Consider the following 25,810-nt stretch of genomic DNA (forward strand, 5'->3'; position numbering starts at 1 on the left):
CGGGCAAAACCGCTTGTGGCTGAATCACCTGAGGGCATGACTTAACAATATGATTCAACTTGCAGATCGTGCTATCTCACCTTGAAACGAGGTGAGACATGGCATGTGATTTCAAGGCGATCATAATCGGGCGCGGCATGATGGGCGCGGCTGCGGCCCGCCATCTGAGCGCGATGATCGAAGGGGTGGCGCTGATCGGCCCGAGTGAGCCTGTCGAGCGCAAGAGCCATCACGGCGTGTTCGCGAGCCACTATGACGAGGCGCGCATTACCCGCACCTTCGACGACAATATCGTCTGGGCGACGCTCGCCGCCCGTTCGCTCGACCGTTACGCCGAGATCGAGGCGAAGAGCGGCATCTCCTTCTTCACCGAAGCCGGATGCCTGTTCGCCGGGCCGGTGCCGCAACCGGGGCAGGGCTATCTCGGACGCGCGATCGAGGTCTCCGACGGGCTCGGCGTCGCGTATGAGGTGCTGGACGCGTCTTCCTTGCGCCAGCGTTTTCCTGAGTTCACGCTGCGGGAGAGCTTCAGCGGCTATTACGAGAAGCGCCGCGCCGGCCATGTCAATCCGCGCGCCCTGGTGCGCGCGCAGACGGCGCTTGCGGAAGTGGGCGGTGTCACAATCATCGATGCGGTGGTCACCAGCGTCGAGGATGCCGGCTCGCATGTCGAGGTCAGCGTCGGCGACCGCACCTATACGGCTGAGCGCGTGCTTGTCGCCGCCGGCGGTTTCAGCAATTTCAATCAGCTTCTTCCCGCGCCCGTGGATACCCGCGTCGCGGCTCGAACGGTCGTGTTCTACGAACTCGGCGAGCGCGAAAAGGCGATCTTCGGCGGCATGCCGTCGAGCATCGTGTTCGGCGATCGCGACGAGGATCACGTCTATATTCTCCCGCCTGTGCGTTATCCCGACGGCAAGACCTATCTGAAGCTTGGCGGCGATACCGAGACGCGCAGCTTCGATACGCTTCAGGACGCCGGGGCCTGGTTCCGGTCGGATGGCGATCCCGCCGAGCGAGATCTGCTGGTGGCGACAGCCCTGGAGCTGATGCCTGATCTCGCCGGTTGCCCGGTGACATCGGCGCCCTGCGTCGCGACCTTCACGCCGACCGCCTATCCCTATGCCGGTTTCACCTCCTCGCCACGCATCGCGGTGCTGACGGGCGGCAATTTCGTTGCCGCGAAGTCGTCAGACGAGCTTGGGCGGCTGGGTGCCGTGCTGCTTGCGGAAGGCGAGCTTGGCGACGCCGATTTCGGCCGGCAGCTGACGCCTTCTTTTCGATAGATCGGGACGGTCATGAGCGTGGATTTCAAATATATCATCGTCGGCCGTGGCATGATGGGCGCCGCCGCTGCCCGGCATCTGGCGAAGTCGACCGATGGCGTTGCCGTCATCGGCCCGGACGAGCCTGAGGATCGCAAGCGGCATGACGGCGTTTTCGCCAGCCACTACGACGAGGGGCGCATCACCCGCACCATCGATCCCGACCGCGACTGGGCCTTGCTCGCCAATCGCTCGATCGGCCGCTACGCCGAAATCGAGCGGGAGAGCGGCGTTTCCTTCTATACGCCCGCCGGCTGCCTCGTGGTTGGTCCAAAGCGCGGTGGTGCCGACACCTATGTCGAGCGGACATCGGCGGCTGCCCGGTCGCTCGGCGTCGAGACGTCGCTGCTTGACGATGCCGGCCTGAAGGCGCGGTTTCCGTTTTTCGCCTTTGCCGACGGCACCGAGGGTGTTCATGAGCCGACGGGCGCCGGCTATATCAGCCCGCGCAATCTTGTCAGGGCGCAGTCGATCGCCGCCGAGAGAGCCGGGGCTTCCGTCATCCGCCAGGTCGCGGTGTCGATCCGCGACGAGGGCGGGCTGGTTGCCGTCGAGACGGCCGATGGGAAGACATACCGGGCCGAGAAGGTGCTGCTCGCCGCCGGCGGTTTTTCCATTGCGGCGAATCTCTTGCCGCAGCCTGTTGATCTGAAGGTTTATGCGCGCACCATCGCCTTCTACGAGGTCGATGAGGCCGCCGCCGCACGGTTTGCCGGCATGCCGTCGCTGATTTCGCATGGCGTCGATGGTCTAGACGATTTCTACATGCTGCCGCCGATCCGTTATCCCGACGGCAAGCTCTACATGAAGATCGGCGGCGATCCCGATGATGTCAGGCTGGAGCGCGAGCCGGAGCTGCGGGACTGGTTCAAGACCGATGGGCGCGAGAGCGTGCAGTCGCATCTGACGCGGCTGATCCAGCGTGTCGTGCCGGAGCTTCGGCCGGTTTCGTCATCGAGCGGCTCCTGCGTCGTCTCGTTCACGCCGAGCGGGCATCCGATGATCGGCTATACCGCGTCGCCGCGCATCGGCGTTCTCACGGGCGGTTGCGGCACGGCGGCCAAGAGCTCGGACGAGATCGGTCGGCTCGGCGCGTTGCTGTTGCTCGAAGGTCGAATCAACGGACAGGGCTACGCGACGGATTTCAAACCGTATTTCCGCGAAGCCTGACGCGATATTTTGTTGGCATTCGCTCCTAGTCTCGGTTAAGGGAGCCGGGCCAGTTGGCCGGGCAGCCGCGCTTTACCAATGTCGAAAGACGGTAGGGTGAGGAAAGTCCGGGCTCCACGGAAACACGGTGCCGGATAACGTCCGGCGAGGGCGACCTCAGGGAAAGTGCCACAGAAAGCAAACCGCCTGCTTCGGCAGGTAAGGGTGAAAGGGTGGGGTAAGAGCCCACCGCGTCTCCGGCAACGGCGATGGCAAGGTAAACCCCACCGGGAGCAAGACCGAATAGGGATGACGCGGACGGCGCAAGCCGTCCGGCTGGTTTCCAGGCCAGTCATCCGGGTGGGTTGCGAGAGGCAACGTTCAAACGTTGTCCCAGAGGAATGGCTGCCACGTTCCGGTTTCGGCCGGAGCCATACAGAACCCGGCTTACAGGCCAACTGGCGATTGTCTTTTCATCGACGTCCATACGATTTCACTGGCCCTTTAGGGCTCAGTGAGACGTTGGCGGCTGGCGCAGGCACTCCTCGCAAACGGTGCTGCTCAGCGAAAGTGCCGACCATCGCTTGAGTAGTTTTCCACAGTTTACACACTGAATTTCAGAAGTCATGCCGACTTTCTTCAGTGGAGGCTGAGTATTCGGCGACTTCATTCCAGCCAACATTCCCTTGAAGCTAAAACTCGCCATGGATTTTCTCCGTGCTTTCTTAGTTTGTTCTGCAAATGGATATGTTTTTGTCTTTGTGTATGCATGATATCTAAAATACATTATTTTCCGTTAACGACATAGTAGGCATAAGACGTCGGACGAACACATGCGGGTGAACGGGGAGGTGGCCCGAGGTGCTCGTCGCCAAATGCGCATTTAAAGTTGAGTTTTGTGATTTTCACCTGTGCGGCGTGTTCGAATTCATTTTCCGCAACCGCGGATGTTTTTCGCCACACGCTGCGGTGTCTTTCTAGGGCGCTTCGGATGCCGAGAATTCGGGCGTTCATAACCCTTTGTTAAACTTAACAGCTTATAAATTTTTGATACTGCGCTCATCGTGAGACGGGCGTTTCCCATTGACGCCCATATGGTCCCATGTTATCCCATTCCTGCACTGCGCAAGGGCAATCAAGTGCCCATCAATCGCAAAGTAAAGGCGTACTCCTCACCGGAGACGCTGGATGGAATGTCGTCCATCCGGCTGGCGAAGCTGTGTCTGAGAAATGGGGTTCGGGGCGCCTAATCGCTGTCCGGGCTCTTTCGGGAACGGATGTTTCGTGTCATGGGCCGCTTCCTTTCACATGCGACCAACAGGATCGATTCCAAGGGCAGGGTCTCCGTGCCCGCGGCGTTTCGATCTGTGATGGCGCAAGGCAACATCCAGGATTTGTACTGCTTCCAGGATTTTGTGTTTCCGGCGATCAGCGTCGGCGGTTCGGACCTTCTCGAAAGGTTCGAGCGGCAGATCGCTGCGGAAGATCCGTTTTCGCCGGAAGCGAACGAGATGTCGCTTCTCATTCATGGGGGCGGGGTCTTCATGAAGCTCGACGCCGAGGGGCGGTTGATGGTCACGGATTTCATTCGCGACTTCACCGGTATCTCGGACGAAGTGACCTTCGTTGGTCGGGCGGATCATTTTCAGCTGTGGCAGCCGAAGGAATTTCAGGCTGTGCAGCAACGAGCACGAGAGGAGCGCAGGCTGGCGGGCAAGCGTTCCTCGTAACACGAGGGAACGGAATGGCGGCGAATCCTGGCGAAGGTTCAACTGATGCCGGTGGCGGACCGGTTCGCCACATTCCGGTTCTTCTCCACGAGGTGCTGACGGCGCTGGAGCCTGCTGCCGGCAAGGTCATTCTCGACGGCACGTTTGGCGCGGGCGGCTATACGTCGGCCATCCTGTCTGGTGGTGCCGAGGTGATCGCGCTCGATCGCGATCCGACGGCGATCGCGGGCGGGCAAGCGCTGGTCGATGCACATGGCGGCCGCCTGAAGCTCATTCACTCGCAATTCTCGCGGCTGGCCGATCACGCGCCGGCCGGTGGCCTTGATGGCATCGTGCTCGATATCGGCGTGTCGTCGATGCAGATCGACGAGGCGGATCGCGGCTTCTCGTTCCAGAAGAACGGGCCGCTCGACATGCGTATGTCGGCGTCCGGCGTTTCCGCCGCCGATGTCGTCAACCGCGCCAAGGTGGCCGAACTCATCCGCATCTTCCATTTCCTCGGTGAAGAGAGCCAGTCGCCGCGCATCGCGCATGCGATCGAGAAGCGCCGCGCCGAGAAGCCGTTCGAAACGACGCGCGATCTGGCGGGCCTGATCGAGATCGTCACGCCGCGCAAGATGAAGGACAAGATCCACCCGGCGACGCGGGTGTTCCAGGCGCTGCGCATCTTCGTCAACGACGAGCTCGGCGAACTCGCGCAGGCGCTGTTCGCGGCCGAGCAGGCGTTGAAGCCGGGCGGTCGTCTCGTGGTCGTCACCTTCCATTCGCTGGAAGACCGCATCGTCAAGACCTTCTTCTCCGATCGCGCCGGCAAGGCATCCGGCTCGCGCCACATGCCGATCGCTCACGAGCGTGCCGCCACCTTCGACCGGATCGGCAAGCCGATGGTGTCGGCAAGCGACGCGGAAGCCGAGCTCAATCCGCGCGCCCGTTCCGCCAAACTGCGTGCGGGGCTCAGAACCACGGCACCTGCGGAAGCCGCCGACATGTCGATCTTCGGACTGCCCAACCTCGCAAGCCTCGGAAAGCTCGGAGCCTGATATGCTGAGAACCTTCGACCTCGTACTTGTTGGCGTCATGACGGCCGCGGCCGCCGTGACCTATACGATCAAGCATCGGGCCGAACTCAAGCTCGAGGAGGTTCACCGCCTCGAAGCGGAGATCAAGCTCGAGAAGGACACGATCGATCTCCTGAAGGCCGACTGGGCGCTGCAATCGCAGCCGAACCGGCTTGAGCGGCTGGTCAACAATTACAATAGCGAGCTGCAGCTGCAGCCGACCGTCTCGACCTCGCTGGTGCATGCCAAGGAGCTGCCGATGCTGAAGGCGCAGGTGCCGGTGCCGGAGATTGCCGACGCCAAGACTGGCAAGCCGAAGCCGAAGGTCGTGGCGAAGCCTGTCGAGGAAGAAGACGAAATGACAACCGGATCTGTGGAGTAGAGATGTCCTTTCTTTCACGCATCATGGTTGCCAAGAGCCAGGCCCACTTTTCTTCCGGCGTCTACAGCCGGTTCGGCGGGCCATCCGGCAGCGTGTCGATCCAGGGCTCGCGCAAGAAGCGCAGCGGCCAGGCCAAGAGCCGTGTCGGCCTTCTGGCCTTCGCCTTCGTCTGCGTCTACTGCGTCATCGGCGGCCGTCTCGTCGAATACGCGGTGCGTGACCCCGACGTCGTATCCAGCATCCTGCCGCCCGACCGCCTGCTGGCGTCGCGCCCGGATATTCTCGATCGCAACGGCGAAGTGCTGGCGACCGATATTCGCACCGTCTCGCTGTTTGCCGAGCCGAACAAGATCGTCGATGCCGACGAGGCCGTCGAGAAGCTGACGACCGTTCTGCCCGATCTCGACATGAAGGGCACCTACAAGAAGCTCGCCAACCGCAACTCGCACTTCGCCTGGCTGCGCCGCCAGCTGTCGCCGAAGCAACAGAGCCAGATCCTGGCGCTCGGCATTCCCGGCATCGGCTTCCGCCCGGAGAAGCGTCGCTTCTATCCCGGTGGTGCGACCGCCGCGCATATCCTCGGTTACGTCAACATCGACAATCGCGGCGTTGCCGGCATGGAGAAATACATCGACGACCAGGGGCTGGCCGATCTCGCCATGGTCGGCATGACCAGCGATCAGCCGCTGGAGCCGGTCAAGCTGTCGATCGATATCCGCGTCCAGAACATCGTGCGCGATATCGTCGTCAACGCGGTGAAGAATTACGAAGCCAAGGGTGCGGGCGCCGTCGTCCTCGACATCCACACGGGCGAAGTGCTCGCCATGGCATCGGCGCCGGACTTCGATCCGAACAATCCGCTCGAAGGCGCCAAGGAAGGCTGGCTGAACCGCATGTCGAACGGCACGTTCGAAATGGGCTCGACCTTCAAGACCTTCTCGCTCGCCATGGCGCTCGACACCGGCAAGGTCAACCTCAACTCCAGCTTCGATGCGACGCAACCCTTGCATATCGGCGGCTTCACCATTCACGACTTCCACGGCCAGCGCCGCTGGCTGACGCTGCCTGAAGTCTTCCAGTATTCCTCCAACGTCGGTACGGCCCGCATCATCGACATCGTCGGCATCGATGCGCAGAAGGACTATCTGACGAAGCTTGGCCTGCTCACCAAGATGAAGACCGAGCTGCCCGAGGTGAAGATGCCGAGCCAGCCGAAGGTCTGGAAGAAGATCAACTCGGTGACCATCTCCTTCGGTCACGGTGTCTCGACGACGCCGCTGCAGACGGCTGTCGCCGGTGCGGCACTCGTCAACGGCGGCAAGCTGATCGAGCCGACCTTCCTGCCGCGCAATCGCGACCAGGCCGATGAAGTGGCCGAGGTGGTCGTCAAGAAGAGCACCAGCGACGACGTGCGCTATCTCTTCAAGGTCAACGGCGTGAAGGGCTCCGGCCGCAATGCCGATGTTCCCGGCTTCAACGTCGGCGGCAAGACCGGTACGGCTGACAAGGTCGTCAACGGCCGCTACGCCACCAACCTCAATTTCAACGCCTTCCTGGCGGCATTTCCGATCGAGAACCCGCAGTATGTGGTGCTAACCTTCTGCGACGAGCCGCACAATGGCGAAAAGGGCCAGAACATCGCGGCTTATACCGCCGCCCCCATGGTCAAGAATATCATCTCCCGTGCGGCGCCAATCCTCGGTGTGGAACCGAAGTTCGGTGACGACGGATCGGCCATGTTGGTGTCTTATTGAGTCTGGATGAATGTCGCAGCCGATTCGCCATGGGGGCTCGACGGCTCGAGAGAAAAGTGTGCGTTCGATGAAACTGAGGGACATCGCCGGAAATGCGTTTCCGGAATTGAAGGAAGAACTGAACGGCCCGGTGGGCGCGCTGGAGATTTCCGGCCTTTCCGCCGACAGCCGAAAGATCGCGCCTGGCATGGCCTTCGTCGCCGTCGCCGGCACCAAGGCTGACGGCGCGGGCTTTATTGCCGATGCCGCCGCGCGCGGTGCCGCGGTCGCGATCGCCTCGCATCCGAGCGAAGCCTCCATTCCCGTTCTCGTCGTCAAAGAGCCGCGCCGCTTCCTGTCGCTCGCAGCCGCCAATTTCTATGGCAAGCAACCGGAGACCATGGTCGCTGTCACAGGAACCGCCGGCAAGACGTCGGTCGCCTCCTTCACCCGTCAGATCTGGGCCTTTGCCGGCCACCCGGCCGCGATGATCGGCACGACAGGCGTCGTTTCGCCGACCCGCAACGATTACGGCTCGCTGACCACACCGGACCCGGTGTCGCTACATGCGCTGCTCGCCGAACTGACCGACGAAGGCGTGACGCATGCCTCGATGGAGGCCTCCAGCCACGGTCTCGACCAGTCGCGTCTCGATGGCGTGAAGCTTGCCGCCGCGGCCTTCACCAATCTCGGTCGCGATCACATGGATTACCATCCGACGATCGAGGACTACATGGCCGCCAAGATGCGGCTCTTCGATACGCTGCTGCCAAAGGGCAACCCCGCCGTGATCTTTGCCGACGACGCATGGTCGGAGCAGGCGATCAAGGCGGCGATCGATTCAGGACATGTGGTGCGCACGGTCGGCCGCAAGGGCGAATATCTGACGCTGAAGCGCGTCGAGCATTTCCGCCACAAGCAGGTCGCCGAGATCCACGCCGAAGGGCAGATCTTCGAGGTCGACATTCCGCTAGCCGGCGATTTCCAGGTGGCCAATGCGCTTGTCGCCGCCGGCCTTGCCATGTCCACGGGCGTGCCGGCCAAGGTCGCTATGGCCGCGCTTGAGAAATTGCAGGGCGCTTCGGGTCGCCTCGAGCTCGTCGGCCACACCAAGGACGGCGCGCTCGCTTATGTCGATTACGCCCATAAGCCGGATGCGCTGTCGAATGTGCTGGAATCCGTGCGTCCGTTCACGACGGGCCGCGTCATCGTCGTCTTCGGCTGCGGTGGAGACCGCGACCGCGGCAAGCGGCCGATCATGGGCGAGATCGCCTGCCGGCTCGCCGATGTGGTTGTCGTCACCGACGACAATCCGCGCTCGGAAGAGCCCGCATCGATCCGCGCCGAGATCATGGCGGCGGCCCCTTGCGCCACCGAGATCCCCGACCGCGCCCAGGCGATCCGCGAGGCGGTCGCCATGCTCAATTCCGGCGACACGCTGATCGTTGCCGGCAAGGGACATGAAGAGGGGCAGACGATCGGTGGCGTCACGCTGCCGTTTTCGGATCACGCCGAGTTGCGCAAGGCTTTGGAGGAGCTGAAATCGTGAATTGGCTTTGGACAACGCAGGACATGATCGCGGCCATGGCCGGGCGCCCGTTCGGCACCTTGCCGGAGGGGATTACCGGGATCGCGATCGACAGCCGCTCGATCCAGCCGGGTGAGGCCTTCTTCGCGATCAAGGGTGATCGGGTCGACGGTCATGACTATGCGTCGATGGCGATGGCCAATGGTGCTGCGCTGCTCGTCGTCAGCGAGGCGCGTCTGCCGGCGCTCGGCCGTTTGACCGTGCCGATGATCGTCGTCGAGGACGTGCTGGTTGCACTCGGCAAGCTCGGGCTTGCGGCGCGGGCTCGGTCTCGTGCGCAGATCATTGCCGTCACCGGCTCCGTCGGCAAGACGACCACCAAGGAGATGCTGCGCCGGGTTCTGGCGCCATCGGGCAAGGTGCATGCGTCGGTCGCATCCTTCAACAATCACTGGGGCGTGCCGCTCACCTTGGCGCGCATGCCGCTCGACACCTATTTCGGCGTCTTCGAAGTCGGCATGAACCACCCGGACGAAATCCGCCCGCTGGTGAAGATGATCGAACCGCATGTCGCCGTCATCACCACGATCGCGCCTGCGCATCTCGGCAATTTCAAGAGTATCAAGGAAATCGCGACCGCCAAGGCCGAGATCTTCGAGGGTGTCGTGCCCGGCGGCCATGCCGTGCTCAACCGCGACAACGACCAGTTCAATTTCCTCGACCGCACGGCGCAGGCCTGCGGCATTCAGCATATCCATTCCTTCGGGCAGCACGCAAAGGCCGATTTCCGCATGGCGGAGTTCAACGGCGGCGACCAGAGCTCGACCTTGTGGATCACCATCGACGGCGAGACGCATGAAGTCGCAATTGGCGCGCCCGGACGGCACATCGCCGAGAACGCGCTGGCAGCCCTTGGCGTCGCCAGGATCGTCGGCGCCGACATGCAGTCGGCGATCGCGGCACTTGCGACGCTGCAGGCCGAAAAGGGCAGGGGCCGTCGCCACAAGCTCTCGATCGGCCATGGAAGCTTCACCGTCATCGACGAAAGCTACAACGCCAATCCGACATCGATGCGCGCGGCGATCGCGCTGCTCGCGAGTTCCATGCCGACGGGATCGGGACGGCGGATCGCCGTGCTCGGCGACATGCTCGAGATGGGCGACTATTCGCAGAAGGTCCACACCGATCTCGCCGGGCCGCTGCTTGCAGCCGGCATCGAACATGTCTGGCTCGCCGGGCCTGAGATGCTGGCGCTGAAGGAATCACTTCCCGAGAGCGTTTCGGTCGTGCATCGCGCGCAGACCGACGAACTCATCGACCACGTACTGAACTCTGTCGCGGTAGGCGACGTGTTGATGGTAAAATCGTCATTGGGCATCGGTTTCGGCAAGATTATTGCCGCGCTCCTTGACAAGTTCCCGCCATTTGCCGACACGCAACGCGAATTTTGAGCGGGTAAACAAGGGGCCCTGAATGCTGATTTGGCTAGTCGAACTGTCGGAACACCTGAAATTTCTGAACCTGTTCAGATACATTACGTTCCGCACGGGCGCCTCTCTCTTCACCTCCGCGCTGATCGTTTTCCTGTTCGGGCCGATGATCATCAATTCGCTGCGCATCCGCCAGGGCAAGGGTCAGCCGATCCGCGCCGACGGACCGCAGACGCACTTCAAGAAGGCCGGTACGCCGACCATGGGCGGCCTGATGATCCTGGCCGGCATCGTCGGTTCGTCGCTTCTGTGGGCGGATCTGTCGAACGTCTATGTCGTGGCGACGCTTCTCGTCACGCTCGGCTTCGGCGCGATCGGCTTCTATGACGACTATCTGAAGGTCAGCAAGCAGAGCCACAAGGGCTTCTCCGGCAAGGCGCGGCTCGGCATCGAGTTCGTCATCGCCGGTATTGCCGTCTATTTCATGATGCGGGCGTCGCTGGCTTCCGGCCCTGCCGGCTCGACCTTCGGTTCGTCGATCGCGTTCCCGTTCTTCAAGGACTTCCTGATCAACCTCGGCATCATGTTCGTGGTCTTCGGCGGCTTCGTCATCGTCGGCGCCGGCAATGCGGTAAACCTGACGGATGGTCTCGACGGTCTCGCCATCGTGCCTGTAATGATCGCGGCGGCCTCTTTCGGCGTCATCGCCTATCTCGCCGGTAATGCCGTCTTCGCGAACTACCTGCAGATCAACTTCGTGCCCGGCACGGGCGAACTCTCCGTCGTTCTCGGCGCTGTCATCGGCGCCGGCCTCGGCTTCCTGTGGTTCAACGCGCCGCCCGCCGCTATCTTCATGGGCGACACCGGTTCGCTAGCACTCGGCGGCACGATCGGCACGGTTGCCGTCGCCACCAAGCACGAGATCGTCATGGCGATCATCGGCGGCCTGTTCGTCATGGAAACGCTGTCGGTCATCATCCAGGTCGGCTTCTTCAAGATGACCGGACGCCGCGTCTTCCTGATGGCGCCGATCCACCACCATTTCGAGAAGAAGGGCTGGACCGAAAGCCAGGTCGTGATCCGCTTCTGGATCATCGCCGTCGGCCTTGCCATGCTCGGCCTCTCGACGCTGAAGCTGCGGTAAGACGATCATGATCCCGGTCACCACGCTCTCTGGAAAAAAAGTCGCGCTCTTCGGGCTCGGCGGTTCCGGCTTCGCCACGGCGCGCGCCCTGATCCTTGGGGGCGCGGAGGTGACGGCGTGGGACGACAATCCCGACAGCGTGACCAAGGCCGCGGCCGAGGGGATCCACACCGCCGATCTCAGGACGATTGACTGGAACGCGCAGTCGCTGTTCGTGCTGTCGCCGGGCGTGCCGCTCACGCATCCGAAGCCGCACTGGACGGTCGATCTGGCGCGCGCCGCCGGCGTTGATATCGTCGGCGATGTCGAGCTCTTCGTGCGCGAGCGCCGGGCGCACGCGCCCGATGCGCCGTTCATCGCCATCACCGGCACCAACGGAAAATCCACCACCACCGCGCTGATCGCCCATATCCTGAAGTCGAGCGGCCGCGACACGCAGCTTGGTGGAAATATCGGGACGGCGGTGCTGACGCTGGAGCCGCCGAAAGCCGGACGGTTCTACGTCGTCGAGTGCTCGTCCTACCAGATCGATCTCGCGCCGACGCTCAATCCGTCGGCCGGCATCCTGCTCAACCTCACGCCTGATCATCTCGACCGCCACGGCACGATGCAGCACTATGCCGACGTCAAGGAGCGGCTGGTCGCGGGCAGCGACGTCGCCATCGTCGGCGTCGACGACAGCCATTGCGAGATGATCGCCGACCGCATCGAGCGGGCAGGCGGCAAGGTCACGCGTATCTCGCGCCGCCATGTGCTCGCCGACGGCATCTATGCCGAGGGTACGAAGCTCATCCAGGCGCAGGCGGGTGCCGCCCTGCCGATCGCCGATCTCGACGGTATCCCGACGCTGCGCGGCAGCCACAATGCGCAGAACGCGGCGGCTGCCGTCGCCGCCTGCCTTGCGGCCGGCGTCTCGGTCGAGGATATTCGCGCGGGCCTCGCGTCCTTCCCGGGGCTGAAGCATCGCATGCAGCCGGTCGGCCGGCGCGGCAATGTGGTGTTCGTCAACGATTCCAAGGCAACCAATGCCGATGCGGCGGCACCGGCTCTATCGAGCTACGACCGCATCTACTGGATTGCCGGCGGCCTGCCCAAGGCGGGCGGGATCACGACGCTTGCGCCGTTCTTCCCGCGCATCGCCAAGGCCTATCTGATCGGCGAGGCAGCCGCGGAATTCGCGGCCACGCTCGGCGAGGCGGTGCCTTACGAGATCTCGGGAACGCTGGACCAGGCGGTCGCGCATGCGGCCGAGGATGCGGGCAAGGACGAAAGCGGGCCATTGGCGGTCATGTTAGCACCGGCTTGCGCAAGCTTCGACCAATATAAGAACTTCGAAGTCAGGGGCGATGCATTTGTGAGCCATGTGGCAGCGCTCGACGGAATCACCATGCTGATCGGTTCGGCAACAGGAGAGAAGTGACATGGTAAGTCGTGCGGAACGCGGGGCATTGGCCGATTGGTTCTGGACCATCGACCGGTTCTTCCTGGCGATGTTCATCTTCCTGATGGGCATCGGCTTCATGCTGTCGTTTGCCGCATCGCCGGCGGTGGCCGAGCGCATCGGGCTGGAGCCGTTCCACTTCGTCAAGCGCCACGCGGCCTTCATGATTCCGTCGCTGGCGGTCATGATCGGCCTGTCGTTCCTGACGCCGCGGCAGGTGCGCCGCACCGCGATCCTTCTCCTGATCGTGGCGATCGCGATGATGCTGCTCGCGCTGTTCTTCGGCGTCGAGGTCAAGGGTTCCCGCCGTTGGGTGACGCTCGCCGGCATCTCGATCCAGCCGTCGGAGTTCATGAAGCCCGCCTTCGTGGTCGTCTGCGCCTGGCTGTTTGCCGAGCATGCGCGCCAGCCGGAAATCCCGGGCAATCTCTTCGCCATCATCCTCTTCGGCATGGTCGCGGCGCTTCTCGTGGCGCAGCCCGACCTTGGTCAGACCATCCTGACGACAGCGGTGTGGGGCGGCATGTTTTTCATGGCCGGCATGCCGTGGCTTTGGATCATCGTGCTCGGCGCCGGTGGCGTCGGCGGTCTCGTCAGCGCCTATTACGTCTTCCCGCACGTGGCGCTGCGTATCGACAAGTTCATGACCGGCGAAGGCGACACGTTCCAGATCGATACGGCGCGCGAAGCGATCATCCGTGGCGACTGGTTCGGCCAGGGTCCGGGCGAGGGCATCGTCAAGCGCATCATCCCGGACGCGCATACCGACTTCATCTTCTCGGTCGCGGCCGAGGAGTTCGGCATCATCTTCTGCATCGCTCTGGTCTTGCTGTTTTCGGCGCTCGTGCTGCGCGGTCTGTCGCATGCCTACAAGGAGCGCAACGACTTCAACCGTTTCGCCGTCGCTGGCCTCGTGCTGCAGATCGGCATACAATCCATCATCAACGTGGGCGTCAATCTCGAGCTGCTGCCGGCGAAGGGCATGACCCTGCCGCTGATTTCCTACGGCGGTTCGTCGATGGTCGCCATCTGCGTCACGGCCGGGTTCATTCTCGCGCTGACGCGCCACAGACCGGAAAAGCGTGCGCAGGAGCGGAGCCTGTTTCGCGTCGCGCACGGCATTCCGGCGGAGTAAGACTATATGAGCAAAGGCATCGTTCTGCTTGCCGCCGGGGGAACCGGCGGCCACGTGTTTCCGGCGGAGGCCCTGGCCTACAAGCTGAAGGAACGCGGCTATTCCGTGCATCTGGTGACGGACAGCCGGGCGGAGCGCTATGCCGGCAAATTCCCGGCCGACGAGATCCATGTCGTGCCGTCGGCGACGATCGCCTCGAAGAACCCGGTTGCGGTTGCGCGTTCGCTGTGGACGCTGTGGAGCGGCATGCGGGCGGCCAAGCGCCTGATCGGGCGGTTGAAGCCTGTCGTGGTCGTCGGCTTCGGTGGCTATCCGACAGTGCCGCCGCTGCTCGCCGCAACGCGTCTCGGCGTGCCGACCATGATCCACGAACAGAACGCCGTGATGGGCCGCGCCAACAAGGCGCTGGCCAATCGCGTCAAGGCGATCGCCGGTGGCTTCCTGCCCGAGAATGGCGGTGCCTTCCCCGAGAAGACGGTGACGACGGGCAATCCGGTGCGTCCGGCCGTAATCGAGGCGGCGAAGACACCCTATACGCCGTCGCATGCCGGCGAGCCGTTCAATCTCGTCGTCTTCGGCGGCAGCCAGGGCGCGCAGTATTTCTCCAAGGCGATGCCGACGGCAATCAGCCTGCTCGACGACGATCTGCGTGCGCGGCTCCGGATCACACAGCAGGTCCGTCCCGAGGATATGGGCATGGTCGGCGATTGCGTCGCCAAGCTTCAGATGGGCGCTGCGTCCGACATCGCTCCCTTCTTCACCGACATGGCCGAACGCTTGGCCAAGGCGCATCTGGTGATCTGCCGCTCGGGCGCTTCGACGGTTTCCGAGATCTCGGTGATCGGCCGTCCGGCGATCCTGGTGCCTTATCCGCATGCGCTCGACCACGACCAGGCGGCCAATGCCGCGTCGCTCGCAGCGACCGGCGGCGCCAAGGTGATCGTGCAGGCCGAACTCTCGTCCGAGAAGATCGCCTCGATCCTGACGCACACGATGAACGACCCGGAAAAGCTGGCGCGGATGGCCGCTGCCGCCAAGCAGGCGGGTAAACCTGATGCCGCGAACTTGCTTGCCGACATGGTAGAGGCTATTGCGGCGGGACGTACAATTGCAGAGTTCAAGGGGAAAAGCGCATGAAAATGCCGAAGGCCATCGGCCTCGTCCATTTCATCGGCATCGGCGGTATCGGCATGAGCGGGATCGCCGAGGTGCTGCACAATCTCGGCCATCGCGTCCAGGGATCCGACCAGGCCGATAGCGCCAACGTCCAGCGCTTGCGCGACAAGGGTATCGAGGTTTTCGTCGGCCACAAGGCCGAGAACCTTGGCGATGCCGAGGTCGTCGTCGTTTCGACCGCGATCAAGAAGGACAATCCCGAGCTCATCGCCGCCCGCGAAAAGCTGCTGCCCGTGGTGCGCCGCGCCGAAATGCTGGCCGAGCTGATGCGCTTCCGCAATGCGATCGCGATCGGCGGCACGCACGGCAAGACGACGACCACCTCGATGGTCGCGACGTTGCTCGAAGCCGGCGGGCTCGACCCGACGGTCATCAATGGCGGCATCATCAATGCCTACGGCACCAATGCCCGCATGGGCGAGGGCGAGTGGATGGTGGTGGAGGCCGACGAATCGGACGGCACCTTCCTGAAGCTTCCGGCCGACGTCGCCGTCGTCACCAATATCGATCCCGAGCATCTCGACCACTACGGCAATTTCGACGCCGTACGCGCCGCGTTCCGCCAGTTCGTCGAGAACGTGCCGTTCTACGGCTTCGGCGTCATGTGCCTCGATCACCCCGAAGTGCAGGCGCTGGTCGGCCGTATCGAGGACCGCAAGGTCGTGACCTATGGCGAGAACCCGCAGGCCGACGTGCGCTTCATGAACGTGCGCATCGACGGCGCGCGCTCGACCTTCGACGTCGAAATCCGACGCCGCCGGACCGGTCAGGTCATCAAGCTCGACAATCTCGTTCTGCCGATGCCCGGCCGCCACAATGTGTCGAATGCGACCGCGGCCATCGCGGTCGCCAATCGCCTGGGCATGTCGAGCGAGGATATCGCCAAGGGGCTTGCCTCCTTCGGTGGCGTCAAGCGTCGCTTCACGCTGACCGGCGAATGGAACGGCGTGCAGATCTTCGACGATTACGGTCACCATCCGGTCGAGATCAAGGCCGTGCTGAAGGCGGCGCGCGAGGCGTGCAAGGGCCGCGTCATCGCCGTGCACCAGCCGCACCGCTATTCGCGCCTGGCGAGCTTGTTCGAGGAGTTCGCCGCCTGCTTCAACGATGCGGACAGCATTTTCCTGGCGCCGGTCTACGCCGCAGGCGAAGAGCCGATCGAGGGCGCCAACGCCGAAGCGCTTGTTTCGCTGATCAAATCGGGCGGGCATCGCGATGCGCGCTTCCTCGCCTCTCCCGAGTTGTTGCCTGAAATGGTCGCAGAGATTGCAAAGCCAGGCGATTTCGTGGTTCTGTTGGGGGCTGGGAGTATCACTTATTGGGCGGCAGCACTGCCCAAGCAACTGGAAGGCCTTTCGGGTAGATCCGCATGAAACAGGTGAATGGGCAAAAGCTTCTTGCGTCGCTGGGCGACGGTGTAAAGGACATCCGCGGGAGGATTACACCGGATGCGCCGATGGACCGCGTCACCTGGTTCCATGCCGGTGGCCTTGCGGAACTGATGTTCCAGCCACACGACGAAGAAGATCTGATCGCATTCCTGAAGATCCTGCCCGAGGACGTGCCGATGACCGTGGTCGGCGTCGGCTCGAACATTCTGGTGCGCGACGGCGGCATTCCCGGCGTGGTTTTGCGTCTTTCCGCCAAGGGCTTCGGCTCGGTTGAGCTCGCGGGCGAAAACCGTGTGCGCGCCGGCGCCATCTGCCCGGACAAGCATGTCGCGGCCATGGCGATGGATAACGGCATCGGCGGTTTTCACTTCTACTACGGCATTCCCGGCAGCATCGGCGGCGCCGCGCGCATGAACGCCGGCGCCAATGGCGGCGAGACGCGTGATCGCGTCGTCGAGGTGACCGCGATCGACCGCAAGGGCAACAAGCACGTGCTGTCAAATGCCGACATGGGCTATGAGTATCGCCATTCGTCGGCCGCCAGCGACCTGATTTTCACCTCGGTGCTGTTCGAGGGCTATGCCGAGGACCGCGCCAAGATTCGTGCCGACATGGATGCCGTACGCAGCCATCGCGAGACGGTGCAGCCGATCCGCGAGAAGACCGGCGGTTCGACCTTCAAGAACCCGGAAGGCCACTCCGCGTGGAAGCTGATCGACGAAGCGGGATGCCGCGGTCTCGTCATCGGCGGCGCGCAGATGTCGTCCTTGCATTGCAACTTCATGATCAACAACGGCCAGGCGACCGGCTACGATCTCGAATATCTCGGCGAGCAGGTTCGCCGCGAGGTGTTCGAGCATTCCGGCATCAAGCTGGAATGGGAGATCAAGCGCCTGGGCCTGTTCATGCCGGGCCGCGAAGTGCGTCCGTTCCAGGGCGTGACGAGCGAGTAAGCTTTTAAGCCTGTCGGTGCCGCGCAGTTGCGGCACCGCGATGTGCCTTAGCCGAAACGTTTGGTGAAGGCGGTGGTGAAGGTCACCCCGCCGACATCGTCGCTGGCGTCGCCGATCGCCACATCCATCACATTCCCCTTGATACGCACGAGGCTGAAGCCGCCCATGAAGGCGGCGCGGGCCTTGAAGACGTCAATACCGCCGGCCTGATAGGCCATCCGCGTGTCGTGCTCGTGGCCGTGGAAAATGCCGATTACGTTGTAACCTTGAAGGGTTGCGAGCAGTTGCTGACGTTCTGATTCACCCCACCAATGCGGCGCGCCGCTGCCCTCAACGGTGAAGGTGCTTTTTTCCGGGTCCCAGCGTTCGAGCGAGAACTTGTCCCATCCATAGTGCTGGAAGATCACGACCGGGCGGCCGTCGGCGGCATAGGCAGCGAGATCCCGCTTCATCCATTCCAGACTGTTGGCGGTGCCCTTGGTGTTGTCGCCGCCATAGCGCTGCGCCTGGATGAGGTGCAGCCCGCCCCAGTTCCAGGAGTAATTGTCGGAGGCTTCGTCGTAATTGTCGACCGGCACGACCGGTTTGAAGAAGACGCTCGGCTTGTGGTTCAGCTGCACGTAGTCGCGCAGCTCGTCGCGGTACCAGTCGACCTGCGGCGGATGTCCATCCTGATCGAGATCGTGGTTGCCGAGGCCGACATAGACGGGGAAGTGGATGTGGTCGGCGCCCGGTCCCTGCTGATAGCGGTGCGAGAATTGCAGGAGCTGCGACCCCTCCGCGAACTCCGCCATCTGGCCGCCGCCGTCGTCGGTGACGTCGCCGCAGACGATGACGCCCTGCGGCTTGGCGATCCGCTGGCCCGCAAGAGCAAAGCCGGTTGGTTTGCCCGATATCGCTTCCGGCCATGTCTGGTGGTGGATGTTGTTGAGCGCCCTGATGTGGCGCAGCAGGTTGGCGTCGGTCTTGCCCTCGGCCTCGCAATTGGGGCTGAGGCCATCGCCAATACGGCAGGCGTGGATGTCGTTGATGACGAGGAAGGTGACGTCGGTATCGGGGACGCCGGCGGCGCGGGCGAGGGGCGGTAGAGATAGTGATAGGCCGGCGCCCAGGCCATGCGTCAGCAGCGATCGTCGTGTCAGCATTCGTCTCTCCCCGGCTATTGATCGCGTCGAAAATAGTGGCAGGGCGTTAACAGACAACAACGAAAAAGGCCGCGGCGGTTTCCCGTCGCGGCCTCGCATGTTCAAGAATGGACCGATCAGACTTCGTCGCGGCCCGAGGCCAGGATGCAGATTAGCGTGATGACGGCGGAAAGGCCGAGATAGTAGCCGACGTAGAGCATGCCGTAGTTCGCCTGCAGCCAGGTGGCGATATAGGGCGCGAGCGATGCGCCGAAGATGCCTGCGAGGTTGAAGGTGATCGAGGAGCCGGTGTAGCGCACGGCGGTCGGGAAGGGGGCTGCGAGCGCCGTTCCGATCAGGCCGTAGGTCATGCCCATCAGCGCCATGGCGACGATCGCGAAGACCAGGATGCTGCCTTCGCCGCCAGCCATCAGGCCGGGGAGCAGGAAGGAGAACAGGCCGATCAGGACGGTCGTCAGGATCAGCATTTCGCGGCGGCCGAAGCGCTCGGCGAGCTTGCCGATGATCGGGATGAAGATGCCGAAGGAGATCGAGCCGACGATCTGGATCTCGAGCGCGTCGAGGAACGGGATCTTCAAGACCTTGACGTTGTAGGAGAGCAGGTAGGCCGAGCCGATGTAGAACAGCACGAAGGTGGCGAGCGCCACGAAGGTGCCGAGGAACAGGCTGCGCTTGTGCTTGCGGAAGACTTCGGCAACAGGAACGGCAACGCGCTCCTTCTTGTCGATGGCCTTCTGGAAGTCAGGCGTTTCGGTGATCGACAGGCGAACCCACAGGCCGATGACGATCAGGACGATCGAGGCGATGAAGGGTACGCGCCAGCCCCAGGCCAGCAGCTGTTCCTGCGGCATGAACTGCAACAGCACCCAGAAGATGCCCGAGGACAGGAAGAGGCCGAGCGGTGCGCCAAGCTGCGGGAACATGCCGTACCAGCTGCGCTTGCCCTCAGGCGCGTTTTCCGTCGCCAGAAGCACCGCGCCGCCCCATTCGCCGCCGAGGCCGAAGCCCTGGCCGAAACGGCAAAGCGCGAGAAGCAGAGGCGCGAGAACGCCGATCGATTCATAAGAGGGGAGCAGGCCGATGATGACGGTGGAGATACCCATCGTCAGCAGGGCTGCGACCAGCGTCGTCTTGCGGCCGATCCTGTCGCCGAAGTGGCCGAAGACCACGGCGCCAAGCGGGCGGGCGAAGAAGGCGATGGAGAAGGTCGCGAAGGAGGCGAGCAGCGCGGTCGTCGGATCGCTGTTCGGGAAGAACAGCGTCGGGAAGACCAGCACGGCGGCTGTCGCGTATACGTAGAAGTCGAAGAATTCGATGGTGGTGCCGACGACGCTTGCGATCAGAACGCGTGCCGGCGAGTTGAGCGGTGCACTGTTCGATGAAGCTGATGTCGGCGATACTGGAGATATCGCGTCTGACATTTTCATTCCAATCGGGATTTCGGTTGTATGCCTTTGGGAGGCTAGGGGCTCATAACGCAATTTTAGTTCGGCGCAAACGTTAATCGCGCAATAAACCGACAAAAACTAGGGTGCTTGCTTTTTCAGCCGGAAAGTCAGGCGCTCAACCGCGCTTCGGCGTCTGTTTCCAGTGGTTGCAGGCGCGGTGGGAAGTCGGATTTGCGTTTGCGCAAATCTGGAAGCGGCCTGCGTTCGGAGCCTTGCATGGCACGATCGCTTAAACTTTTTGTTTCGCTTTGACATATCGGCCGTAGCGCTTGGCGCTGCGGGGTTTTCGCGTTTCGACGGTCGAGCCCGACTGTCGCAATTCATGACTGTTCGGGGAAGAAGTTAACAAAAGTAAACGCTTCGTTAACCATAATGACGCTCTAATACACGTGCGCCAGGCGAGCCAGATTCGGAAGAAAGCCAGCTTGGTGCAAGCCTTGGAATGCAAAGTACGGATTATTTTGGGGGTATCTATGAGTCGCAAGCATGTCGCTGTCCTTATGGGCGGATTTTCCTCGGAGAGGCCTGTCAGCCTTTCGTCCGGGGCGGCGTGCGCGGATGCTCTCGAGGCTGAAGGCTTCCAGGTGACCCGTATCGATGTCGATCGCGACGTCTCCGCCAAGCTGTCCGCCCTCCGTCCCGATGTGGCGTTCAACGCCCTGCATGGGCCGTTCGGCGAGGATGGGCTGATCCAGGGTATCCTGGAATACCTCGAAATTCCCTATACCCACTCCGGCGTTCTGGCCTCAGCACTTGCCATGGACAAGAGCAAGGCAAAGGGTGTCGCGGCCGCCGCCGGCATTCCTGTCGCGCAGTCGCAGGTGATCAACCGCTTCGCTTTCCCCGCCGAGCATCCGATGAAGCCGCCTTATGTGGTGAAGCCGGTACGCGAGGGTTCAAGCTTCGGCGTCGTCATCGTTCAGGAGGACCAGTCGCGTCCGCCACAGATCATCGGCTCGGCCGAATGGCGGTATGGCGAGGAGGTTCTCGTCGAGCGCTACGTGCATGGTCGCGAGCTCACCTGCGGCGTCATGGGCGATCAGGTGCTGGGTGTGACCGAGATCGTTCCGCAGGGTCACAGCTTCTACGACTATGATTCCAAGTATGTGGCCGGTGGTTCGAAACACGTCATTCCGGCGAAAATTTCACCGAATATTTACCAAAAAATACAATCATTGTCCCTAAGGGCGCATCAAGCAATTGGTTGCCGTGGAGTGAGTCGGTCGGATTTTCGGTACGACGATCGCTTCTCCGAAGACGGCGAAATCATCTGGCTGGAGATCAATACTCAGCCAGGCATGACTCCAACCTCGCTTGTGCCCGAAATGGCCGGTCATGCCGGCTACTCGTTTGGTGAATTTCTTCGTTGGATGGTGGAGGACGCTTCTTGTTCTCGGTAACGGTCAAAAGGATGGGGCGCCCAAGCCATCAAGCCGAGCCTTCCTATGCTGAAGGCGATGGGCGCATGGTGCTGCCGCGGCCTCTGCGTCGCGTCGTCCGCTTCCTTGTGAGTCTCGGTAGTGGCCGCATCTACATTCCTGCTCATACGGGCACTGTATCGGCGCTGGCGTTCTTCGCCGCGACGGGTTTCTACGGCATGTCTCTGGGTGGTCACACGGAAGTTGTCGCCCAGGCGACGACGGCTGCCGCTGGCTTTGCCGTCGAGGACGTGAAGGTGTCCGGCAACTCCGAGACCTCCGAAATCGATATCCTTCAGTTGATCGGTCTCGACGGCACGACCTCGCTCGTGGCGCTCGATGTGGATGCGGCGCGCCAGAAGATCGCGAAGCTCCCCTGGGTCGAGAGCGTCGAAGTCCGCAAGGTTTATCCGAAGACGATCGAGGTGAAGCTCAAGGAGCGTGAAGCCTACGCGATCTGGCAGCATGGCGCTGAGCTCTCGCTGGTCGAAAAGGGTGGGGCGGTCATCGCGCCGCTTCGCGACAACAAGTTTTCGCAGCTTCCGCTGGTCGTTGGCCGCGGCGCCGAAGTGGCTGCCGCTTCGCTCGCAGACGAGTTCTCCAAGTGGCCCGATATCAAGGCGCGCGTGAAGGCCTATGTCTGGGTCTCCGGCCGTCGCTGGGATCTGCACATGGACAACGGCGTCGTCGTCAAGTTGCCGGAAGACGATGTCGACCAGGCGCTGGCGCGCCTTTCGAAATTCAACGGCGAACAGGCGCTTCTCGATCGCGATATCGCGGCCGTCGATCTCCGCCTCTCCGACCGTATGGCCATCCAACTGACGCCTGAAGCCATGGAGCGCCGTCAGCTTGTTCTCGATCAGCGCACCAAGGATTTGAAGAAGGCGGGGCAGAATATATGAGCTTGTTCGGTTCGTCCCATTTTGGATTGCCGCGCCTGAAGCCGCTTTCGTCCAAGCGGTCGCACGTCGTTTCCGTGCTCGACATCGGTTCGACGAAAGTCGTCTGCATGATCGGCCGGCTGACGCCGCGCGAGGAGAGCCAGATCCTCCCCGGTCGCACGCATAACATCGAAATCATCGGCATCGGCCATCAGCGTTCGCGCGGTATCAAGACCGGCGCGATCTCGGATCTCGATGCGCTCGAAAGCGTCATCCGCCTCGCGGTCGATGCAGCCGAGCGCATGGCGGGCCTCACTGTCGAGAGCCTGATCGTCAACCTGGCGGCCGGACGCCTCACCAGCGACATCTACACCGCCACCATCGATCTCGGCGGCCAGGAAGTCGAACTGAACGATCTGAAGAAGGTTCTGGCGGCAGCCTGCCAGCAGTCGCTGCGCCAGGATCGCGCCGTGCTGCACTCGCTGGCCACCGGTTTCTCGCTCGACGGCGAACGCGGCATTCGCGATCCCTTGTCCATGTACGGTGATGTTCTCGGCGTCGACATGCATGTCGTGACCGCAGAGCGCACGGCTCTGAAGAACCTCGAGCTCAGCGTCAACCGCGCGCACCTTTCTGTCGAAGGCATTGTTGCGACGCCTTACGCTTCCGGTCTCGCCGCTCTGGTCGACGACGAAGTCGAACTCGGATGCGCTGCCATCGACATGGGCGGCGGCACGACGACGATCTCGGTCTTTGCCGAAGGCAAGCTGGTGCACACGGATGCCGTCGGTCTCGGCGGTCATCATGTCACTACCGATCTGGCCCGTGGCCTTTCGACCCGCATCGAGGATGCGGAGCGTCTGAAGGTGGTTCATGCCTCGGCCATGGGGAACTCTTCCGATGAGCGCGAGCTGATCTCGATCCCGCCGATCGGCGAGGACGACCGCGATCTGCCGACGCAGGTGCCGCGCGCACTGGTGTCGCGGATCGTCAGTGCCCGTATCGAGGAGACGATGGAACTCATTCGCGACCGCATCCAGCGCTCGGGCTTCAGCCCGATCGTCGGCAAGCGCGTCGTGCTGACAGGCGGCGCAAGCCAGCTGACCGGCCTTGCCGACGTTGCCCGCAAGATCCTTGCCCGCAACGTCCGCATCGGCCGCCCGATGGGCGTCTCGGGTCTCCCGACCGCTGCCAAGGGTCCGGCCTTTTCGACGGCGGTCGGCCTGATGATCTATCCGCAGGTTGCGGACCAGGAAACACATGCGTCACAGAGCGGTCTGCTCATGTCGCTTGGCGGAAATAGCAGCCGCTTCGCCCGGATGGGCCAGTGGCTGAAGGAAAGCTTCTAGAAATTGAGTGAATTGGCCGGCGTGGCGATGCGGCCATAAAGAGAAGGAACGGGTACCATGACTATCAAGCTGCATACGCCAGATATCACTGAGCTGAAGCCGCGCATCACCGTGTTCGGCGTCGGCGGTGGCGGTGGCAACGCTGTCAACAACATGATCTCCGCTGGTCTCCAGGGCGTCGACTTCGTCGTTGCCAACACGGATGCCCAGGCACTGACGATGACCAAGGCAGAGCGCATCATCCAGCTCGGCGCCAGCGTCACCGAAGGTCTCGGCGCGGGTTCGCAGCCGGAAGTCGGCCGTGCAGCTGCTGAAGAATGCATCGACGAAATCGTCGATCACCTGAACGGCACCCACATGTGCTTCGTCACCGCCGGCATGGGCGGCGGCACCGGCACCGGTGCGGCTCCCGTTGTTGCACAGGCTGCACGCAACAAGGGCATCCTGACGGTTGGCGTCGTGACCAAGCCGTTCCACTTCGAAGGCGGCCGCCGCATGCGTCTGGCCGAAGCGGGCATCCAGGAACTGCAGAAGTCGGTCGACACGCTGATCGTCATTCCGAACCAGAACCTGTTCCGGATCGCAAACGACAAGACGACCTTCGCCGACGCATTCGCGATGGCCGATCAGGTTCTCTACTCGGGCGTTGCCTGCATCACCGACCTGATGGTGAAGGAAGGTCTCATCAACCTCGACTTCGCCGACGTCCGTTCGGTCATGCGCGAAATGGGCCGCGCGATGATGGGTACCGGCGAGGCTTCCGGCCAGGGCCGCGCGATGCAGGCTGCGGAAGCCGCGATCGCAAACCCGCTGCTCGACGAAACCTCGATGAAGGGCGCACAGGGCCTGCTGATCTCCATCACCGGCGGTCGCGACCTCACCCTCTTCGAAGTCGACGAAGCGGCAACCCGTATCCGCGAAGAAGTCGATCCGGATGCGAACATCATCCTCGGCGCGACCTTCGACGAATCGCTTGAAGGCATCATCCGCGTTTCCGTCGTCGCCACCGGCATCGACCGCGCGATGAACCAGGACGCCGGCAAGACCTTCCAGCCGGTCCAGAAGCCGATTATCCGTCCTTCGGCGGCCGTTGCTCCGGCTCCGGCCGCAGTCCAGCCTGCCCCTGTCATGCAGCAGGCACCGAAGGCCGACCAGATCGCGCAGACCATCCGCATGGCCGAAGCCGAAATGGAACGCGAACTCGACATCCACGCTCCGCGCGCGGCTGCCCCGGTTCACCAGCAGCCCGCTCCGCAGGAAACCTTCCGCCCGGCGAGCAAGATCTTCGCAGCTCCGGAAGCCGCACCGATCATCCGTCCGGCTCCGGTCCAGCAGCAGGCACCCGTGATGCAGCAGCCGGCTCCGCAGCCTGTGATGCATCAGCCGGCGCCGGTCATGCAGCAGCCTGCTCCTGTCATGCAGCAGCAGCCGGTCCGCATGCCCAAGGTCGAGGATTTCCCGCCGGTCGTTCAGGCCGAGATCGATCATCGTTCGCAGCCGGCACCGGTGTCGCATGCGCATGAAGAGCGCGGCCCGATGGGCCTTCTGAAGCGCATCACCAACTCGCTTGGTCGCCGCGAAGAGGAAGTCGCTCCTGAGATGACGTCGGCTCCGGCAGCGTCCTCGCAGCAGCGCCGCCCGCTGTCTCCGGAAGCGAGCCTTTATGCTCCGCGTCGCGGAAACCTGGATGATCAGGGCCGTGCAGTACCGCAGGCCCGCATGATGCAGGAAGACGATCAGCTCGAAATTCCGGCCTTCCTTCGCCGCCAGTCGAACTGATAAAGACACGCAGAATCGCCACGCAACAGCCCGGGAGTTCGCTCCCGGGCATTGTTGTATCAGGCACTCCGATTTGCGCCTGATTGCCTTGTGATTTCAAATGCATGCTTTCGTAACAATGCGAAAGAAACAGTGATTTGGATTGCAGCGCGGGCACACGTATGTATGGGCTGACAAACCGTCTACGTGCGCCTTGACGCAGCACCGCGATGGAG

General features: G+C 62.7%; 20 protein-coding genes and 1 other RNA gene. 19 read left to right on the forward strand and 2 right to left on the reverse strand.

Annotated elements, in window-relative coordinates; genetic code table 11:
- The first annotated feature begins 98 nt into the window (after positions 1–98).
- The 15 genes from ACIQUB_RS02790 to murB all read left to right on the forward strand — a co-directional run bounded on the left by ACIQUB_RS02790 (position 99) and on the right by murB (position 17,575).
- Positions 99–1,286, forward strand: coding sequence for an FAD-dependent oxidoreductase (locus tag ACIQUB_RS02790; RefSeq protein ID WP_402928636.1), 1,188 nt, complete (start codon positions 99–101; stop codon positions 1,284–1,286).
- Positions 1,287–1,298: 12 nt separating this feature from the next.
- The gene (locus ACIQUB_RS02795; RefSeq protein ID WP_113239091.1) at positions 1,299–2,495 is read left to right on the forward strand and encodes an FAD-dependent oxidoreductase; all 1,197 of its coding nucleotides are present in this window, start codon (positions 1,299–1,301) and stop codon (positions 2,493–2,495) included.
- A 49-nt stretch (positions 2,496–2,544) separates the two neighbouring features.
- An RNA gene (gene rnpB / locus ACIQUB_RS02800) (RNase P RNA component class A) lies at positions 2,545–2,940 on the forward strand.
- Positions 2,941–3,763: 823 nt separating this feature from the next.
- Positions 3,764–4,204, forward strand: a complete 441-nt coding sequence (gene mraZ / locus ACIQUB_RS02805; RefSeq protein WP_018897559.1) for a division/cell wall cluster transcriptional repressor MraZ — start codon at positions 3,764–3,766, stop codon at positions 4,202–4,204.
- A gap of 14 nt (positions 4,205–4,218) precedes the next feature.
- The gene (gene rsmH / locus ACIQUB_RS02810; RefSeq protein ID WP_113239092.1) at positions 4,219–5,244 is read left to right on the forward strand and encodes a 16S rRNA (cytosine(1402)-N(4))-methyltransferase RsmH; all 1,026 of its coding nucleotides are present in this window, start codon (positions 4,219–4,221) and stop codon (positions 5,242–5,244) included.
- Between the two features lies 1 nt (position 5,245).
- Positions 5,246–5,644 (forward strand): hypothetical protein, encoded by a 399-nt coding sequence (locus ACIQUB_RS02815; RefSeq protein ID WP_018897561.1) that lies wholly within the window; start codon positions 5,246–5,248, stop codon positions 5,642–5,644.
- A gap of 2 nt (positions 5,645–5,646) precedes the next feature.
- Positions 5,647–7,398: a penicillin-binding protein 2 gene (locus ACIQUB_RS02820; protein WP_047505809.1), complete on the forward strand. Its 1,752-nt coding sequence runs from the start codon at positions 5,647–5,649 to the stop codon at positions 7,396–7,398.
- A 67-nt stretch (positions 7,399–7,465) separates the two neighbouring features.
- Entirely contained in the window at positions 7,466–8,926 is a 1,461-nt protein-coding gene (locus ACIQUB_RS02825; RefSeq protein WP_113239093.1) for a UDP-N-acetylmuramoyl-L-alanyl-D-glutamate--2,6-diaminopimelate ligase, read from the forward strand.
- Positions 8,923–10,356 carry a UDP-N-acetylmuramoylalanyl-D-glutamyl-2,6-diaminopimelate--D-alanyl-D-alanine ligase gene (locus ACIQUB_RS02830; RefSeq protein ID WP_113239094.1) on the forward strand — a complete coding sequence of 478 codons (1,434 nt, stop codon included), beginning with the start codon at positions 8,923–8,925 and terminating at the stop codon, positions 10,354–10,356. The genes ACIQUB_RS02825 and ACIQUB_RS02830 overlap by 4 nt, the downstream gene beginning before the upstream one ends.
- A 22-nt stretch (positions 10,357–10,378) precedes the next feature.
- Entirely contained in the window at positions 10,379–11,479 is a 1,101-nt protein-coding gene (gene mraY, locus ACIQUB_RS02835; protein ID WP_047505803.1) for a phospho-N-acetylmuramoyl-pentapeptide-transferase, read from the forward strand.
- 7 nt (positions 11,480–11,486) lie between these two features.
- Positions 11,487–12,899 (forward strand): UDP-N-acetylmuramoyl-L-alanine--D-glutamate ligase, encoded by a 1,413-nt coding sequence (gene murD, locus ACIQUB_RS02840; protein WP_113239095.1) that lies wholly within the window; start codon positions 11,487–11,489, stop codon positions 12,897–12,899.
- 1 nt (position 12,900) lies between these two features.
- Entirely contained in the window at positions 12,901–14,055 is a 1,155-nt protein-coding gene (gene ftsW, locus ACIQUB_RS02845; RefSeq protein WP_026282825.1) for a putative lipid II flippase FtsW, read from the forward strand.
- 6 nt (positions 14,056–14,061) lie between these two features.
- Positions 14,062–15,192, forward strand: a complete 1,131-nt coding sequence (gene murG / locus ACIQUB_RS02850) for an undecaprenyldiphospho-muramoylpentapeptide beta-N-acetylglucosaminyltransferase (RefSeq protein WP_018897568.1) — start codon at positions 14,062–14,064, stop codon at positions 15,190–15,192.
- Positions 15,189–16,604, forward strand: coding sequence for a UDP-N-acetylmuramate--L-alanine ligase (gene murC / locus ACIQUB_RS02855; RefSeq protein WP_018897569.1), 1,416 nt, complete (start codon positions 15,189–15,191; stop codon positions 16,602–16,604). Before murG ends, murC begins: the two co-directional genes overlap by 4 nt.
- The gene (gene murB, locus ACIQUB_RS02860; protein WP_113010349.1) at positions 16,601–17,575 is read left to right on the forward strand and encodes a UDP-N-acetylmuramate dehydrogenase; all 975 of its coding nucleotides are present in this window, start codon (positions 16,601–16,603) and stop codon (positions 17,573–17,575) included. The genes murC and murB overlap by 4 nt, the downstream gene beginning before the upstream one ends.
- 47 nt (positions 17,576–17,622) lie before the next feature.
- Here murB and ACIQUB_RS02865 read toward each other — a convergent pair whose 3' ends face one another.
- Positions 17,623–18,720 carry a metallophosphoesterase gene (locus ACIQUB_RS02865; protein WP_113239096.1) on the reverse strand — a complete coding sequence of 366 codons (1,098 nt, stop codon included), beginning with the start codon at positions 18,718–18,720 and terminating at the stop codon, positions 17,623–17,625.
- A 116-nt stretch (positions 18,721–18,836) separates the two neighbouring features.
- On the reverse strand, positions 18,837–20,141 hold the full coding sequence (locus tag ACIQUB_RS02870; RefSeq protein WP_018897572.1) for an MFS transporter: 1,305 nt from the start codon (positions 20,139–20,141) through the stop codon (positions 18,837–18,839).
- A gap of 500 nt (positions 20,142–20,641) precedes the next feature.
- Between ACIQUB_RS02870 and ACIQUB_RS02875 the strand changes: the two genes are divergently transcribed.
- From ACIQUB_RS02875 to ftsZ, 4 genes are read left to right on the forward strand one after another with little or no spacing between them, the layout of a single operon-like run.
- The gene (locus ACIQUB_RS02875) at positions 20,642–21,568 is read left to right on the forward strand and encodes a D-alanine--D-alanine ligase (protein ID WP_026282826.1); all 927 of its coding nucleotides are present in this window, start codon (positions 20,642–20,644) and stop codon (positions 21,566–21,568) included.
- On the forward strand, positions 21,556–22,488 hold the full coding sequence (locus tag ACIQUB_RS02880) for a cell division protein FtsQ/DivIB (protein ID WP_026282827.1): 933 nt from the start codon (positions 21,556–21,558) through the stop codon (positions 22,486–22,488). Before ACIQUB_RS02875 ends, ACIQUB_RS02880 begins: the two co-directional genes overlap by 13 nt.
- Positions 22,485–23,816: a cell division protein FtsA gene (ftsA, locus tag ACIQUB_RS02885; protein ID WP_402928639.1), complete on the forward strand. Its 1,332-nt coding sequence runs from the start codon at positions 22,485–22,487 to the stop codon at positions 23,814–23,816. The genes ACIQUB_RS02880 and ftsA overlap by 4 nt, the downstream gene beginning before the upstream one ends.
- A 57-nt stretch (positions 23,817–23,873) precedes the next feature.
- Positions 23,874–25,595, forward strand: coding sequence for a cell division protein FtsZ (ftsZ, locus tag ACIQUB_RS02890; RefSeq protein ID WP_018897576.1), 1,722 nt, complete (start codon positions 23,874–23,876; stop codon positions 25,593–25,595).
- Positions 25,596–25,810: the final 215 nt, after the last annotated feature.

The organism is Rhizobium sp. NPDC090275 (genome assembly GCF_044772225.1).
Taxonomy (GTDB): domain Bacteria; phylum Pseudomonadota; class Alphaproteobacteria; order Rhizobiales; family Rhizobiaceae; genus Rhizobium.

What these genes read in the sequence shown, in the direction of transcription:
- ACIQUB_RS02790 (WP_402928636.1), top strand. Translation starts at nt 99, where the DNA reads ATGGCATGTGATTTCAAGGCGATCATAATCGGGCGCGGCATGATGGGC.
- ACIQUB_RS02795 (WP_113239091.1), top strand. Translation starts at nt 1,299, where the DNA reads ATGAGCGTGGATTTCAAATATATCATCGTCGGCCGTGGCATGATGGGC.
- mraZ (WP_018897559.1), top strand. Translation starts at nt 3,764, where the DNA reads ATGGGCCGCTTCCTTTCACATGCGACCAACAGGATCGATTCCAAGGGC.
- rsmH (WP_113239092.1), top strand. Translation starts at nt 4,219, where the DNA reads ATGGCGGCGAATCCTGGCGAAGGTTCAACTGATGCCGGTGGCGGACCG.
- ACIQUB_RS02815 (WP_018897561.1), top strand. Translation starts at nt 5,246, where the DNA reads ATGCTGAGAACCTTCGACCTCGTACTTGTTGGCGTCATGACGGCCGCG.
- ACIQUB_RS02820 (WP_047505809.1), top strand. Translation starts at nt 5,647, where the DNA reads ATGTCCTTTCTTTCACGCATCATGGTTGCCAAGAGCCAGGCCCACTTT.
- ACIQUB_RS02825 (WP_113239093.1), top strand. Translation starts at nt 7,466, where the DNA reads ATGAAACTGAGGGACATCGCCGGAAATGCGTTTCCGGAATTGAAGGAA.
- mraY (WP_047505803.1), top strand. Translation starts at nt 10,379, where the DNA reads ATGCTGATTTGGCTAGTCGAACTGTCGGAACACCTGAAATTTCTGAAC.
- murD (WP_113239095.1), top strand. Translation starts at nt 11,487, where the DNA reads ATGATCCCGGTCACCACGCTCTCTGGAAAAAAAGTCGCGCTCTTCGGG.
- ftsW (WP_026282825.1), top strand. Translation starts at nt 12,901, where the DNA reads ATGGTAAGTCGTGCGGAACGCGGGGCATTGGCCGATTGGTTCTGGACC.
- murG (WP_018897568.1), top strand. Translation starts at nt 14,062, where the DNA reads ATGAGCAAAGGCATCGTTCTGCTTGCCGCCGGGGGAACCGGCGGCCAC.
- murC (WP_018897569.1), top strand. Translation starts at nt 15,189, where the DNA reads ATGAAAATGCCGAAGGCCATCGGCCTCGTCCATTTCATCGGCATCGGC.
- murB (WP_113010349.1), top strand. Translation starts at nt 16,601, where the DNA reads ATGAAACAGGTGAATGGGCAAAAGCTTCTTGCGTCGCTGGGCGACGGT.
- ACIQUB_RS02865 (WP_113239096.1), bottom strand. Translation starts at nt 18,720, where the DNA reads ATGCTGACACGACGATCGCTGCTGACGCATGGCCTGGGCGCCGGCCTA.
- ACIQUB_RS02870 (WP_018897572.1), bottom strand. Translation starts at nt 20,141, where the DNA reads ATGTCAGACGCGATATCTCCAGTATCGCCGACATCAGCTTCATCGAAC.
- ACIQUB_RS02875 (WP_026282826.1), top strand. Translation starts at nt 20,642, where the DNA reads ATGAGTCGCAAGCATGTCGCTGTCCTTATGGGCGGATTTTCCTCGGAG.
- ftsA (WP_402928639.1), top strand. Translation starts at nt 22,485, where the DNA reads ATGAGCTTGTTCGGTTCGTCCCATTTTGGATTGCCGCGCCTGAAGCCG.
- ftsZ (WP_018897576.1), top strand. Translation starts at nt 23,874, where the DNA reads ATGACTATCAAGCTGCATACGCCAGATATCACTGAGCTGAAGCCGCGC.